Annotated in this window: 3 protein-coding genes; 2 read left to right on the plus strand and 1 reads right to left on the minus strand. The window is 64.2% G+C overall.

Translation table 11 applies throughout. The features are described 5' to 3' along the window. Positions 1 to 499, minus strand: a 499-nt coding sequence (locus tag ACQUQ1_RS21965) for an ArsR/SmtB family transcription factor (protein WP_435066322.1), incomplete at its 3' end; no start/stop codon positions are given. A gap of 201 nt (positions 500 to 700) precedes the next feature. Here ACQUQ1_RS21965 and ACQUQ1_RS21970 point away from each other — a divergent pair. Continuing rightward, positions 701 to 916: a heavy-metal-associated domain-containing protein gene (locus ACQUQ1_RS21970; RefSeq protein WP_004594622.1), complete on the plus strand. Its 216-nt coding sequence runs from the start codon at positions 701 to 703 to the stop codon at positions 914 to 916. 4 nt (positions 917 to 920) lie between these two features. Next, the coding region (locus ACQUQ1_RS21975) for a heavy metal translocating P-type ATPase (RefSeq protein WP_435066323.1) at positions 921 to 2,290 on the plus strand (1,370 nt) is incomplete at its 3' end.

Consider the following 2,290-nt stretch of genomic DNA (forward strand, 5'->3'; position numbering starts at 1 on the left):
ACGCACGTCGCAGGACGGTCAGAAGAACGTACGTCTCGTACTTCTGGGTCTGGCAGTGCTCGCAGGGCTGCATATCCTCGACGATCTCCTCAATAGCGTCGTCGTACTCGTCGGTGAGCGTAGTGAGCGCGTCCGTGATCTGGGGCTGGGCAGCGTCGATCATCTCCTCGACGGCGGCGTCGGCCGAATCTGGTAGTGAGTACGAGAGGACGATCGTGTTCGCGTGGTAGTACTTCGTCGTCCCACCACGCCCCTCCTCGAAGCGAACGACGTCGACGAGGCCCGCATCCCGGAGCTCGTTGATGTGATGGCGGACCGTGTTCTCCGTCCGGTCGATGCCGCGATCGTCGAGGCGTTCGTGGACCTCGGTCGCAGTTAGGGCTTCCTCGGACAGAATGTCGAGGACCATCGCCCGCATCGGCTCGTCGATGGCGTCCGAAATCCGAGTGTCTCGCACCGCGATGTCGTCGAGACGGTGGTCGGTATCGGAATCACTCATACGAGAACTGAGCGCGAGCACGCGGGAAAAGGTAGCGGGGCAGGAGTCGGGTAGGTGTCTGTCGAGGTATCCAGTACAGGATGGACCCGCGATAGCGAAAGCCCTAGACGACCCGTTTGACTGTTCCAACGACTCGTATCCGAATTCAAACATATCATATAAAAAATACTTATTGAGGTACGGGCACTATCTCAAACTGTAATGAGCGACACAACCCAATTCCGCGTCCTCGACTTCGACTGCCCGACCTGCGCGAGTACCGTCGAACGCGCCCTGTCGAACGTCGACGGCGTCCAGCACGTCGAAGTCCACTACGCGACCGGCCGCGTCGAGATCGAGTACGACGACAGCGTCGCTGACCCCGACGCCTTCGCAGAGACCATCGAAAACCAGGGGTACACTCCCCAGCCCGCCTAACACTATGAACAAACAATCGATCACGCAGTACTACCGGAACCACCGGAAGGCCATCGTCACGGCGACAAGCGGCCTGCTGTACGGCGGTGGCTGGAGTCTCGGCTACCTCACGAGTTTCGAGATGGCAAGCGCCGCCATCCTCGTCCTCGCGACGGTCGTGGGTGGCTACGACATCGCCAAGACCGCTTACCACGAGGTCACCAACCGGACGCTCGGCATCAAGACGCTGGTGACGCTGGCCGCCATCGGTGCTATCGTCATCGGGGAGTACTGGGAAGCCGCCGCCGTCGTCTTCCTGTTCAGCCTTGGCAGCTACCTCGAAGGCCGGACGATGCGGAAGACCCGGACGGCACTTCAGGAGCTACTGGAGATGACGCCCGACACGGCGACCGTCCGTCGCGACGGGACACTCCAAAAGGTCTCCGCCCGCGATGTCGAAGAGGGCGAAGTCGTCGTCGTAAAGCCGGGCGGGAAGATCCCGGTCGACGGAACCGTCGTCGACGGCGAGAGCGCAGTCAACCAGGCGCCGGTCACCGGCGAGAGCGCGCCCGTCCACAAGGCCGACAGCGACGAGGTGTACGCCGGGACGGTCAACCAGGAGGGCGCGCTAGAAATCCGGACGACGGGAGCGGGATCGGATACGACTCTCGAACGGATCATCCGTCGCGTCGAGGAGGCCCAGGAGGCTCAGTCGCCCACGGAGAGTCTCATCGACCGGTTCGCGAAGTACTACACGCCGGCCGTCATTGCCCTGGCTATCGGCGCGTACGCGGTCACGCAGAACGCGATCCTGTCGCTGACGCTGCTGGTCATCGGCTGTCCGGGCGCGCTGGTCATCGGGCCACCGGTCAGCATCGTCTCGGCCATCGGTAACGCCGCCCGGTCGGGCGTGCTGATGAAGGGCGGCGAACACCTCGAACGCGCCGGCAAGATCGATCTCGTCGCCTTCGACAAGACGGGGACGCTCACGAAGGGCGAGACCACCGTCTCCGGTATCGAGGGGTTCGGCGTCGCCGCCGCCGACGTCCTCTCGCTCGCAGCGACCGCCGAGAAGAAGAGCGAACACCACCTCGCGGACGCCATCGTCGACATGGCCCGCGAACGCCAGACGGCTGCGACGGACGGTGGAGCGACGGTCGCCCAAGCGGACGATACGGACGTGGGGCGCAGGTCGGTCCCCGATCCCGACGACTTCGACGTGGTCGCCGGCAAGGGCGTCATCGCCCATGCCGATGGCCAGGAAGTCGTCGTCGGCAACCGCGCGCTGCTGGACGACCGCGACGTCGATGTCCCCGATCGGGTCGCCGACTACGTCCGCGAGCGTGAGGGGCGCGGCGAGACAGTCGTCCACGTCGTTCGGGACGGGGACATCAT

The organism is Halobaculum sp. EA56 (assembly GCF_051195075.1).
In the GTDB taxonomy this organism is placed as follows: Archaea; Halobacteriota; Halobacteria; order Halobacteriales; family Haloferacaceae; genus Halobaculum.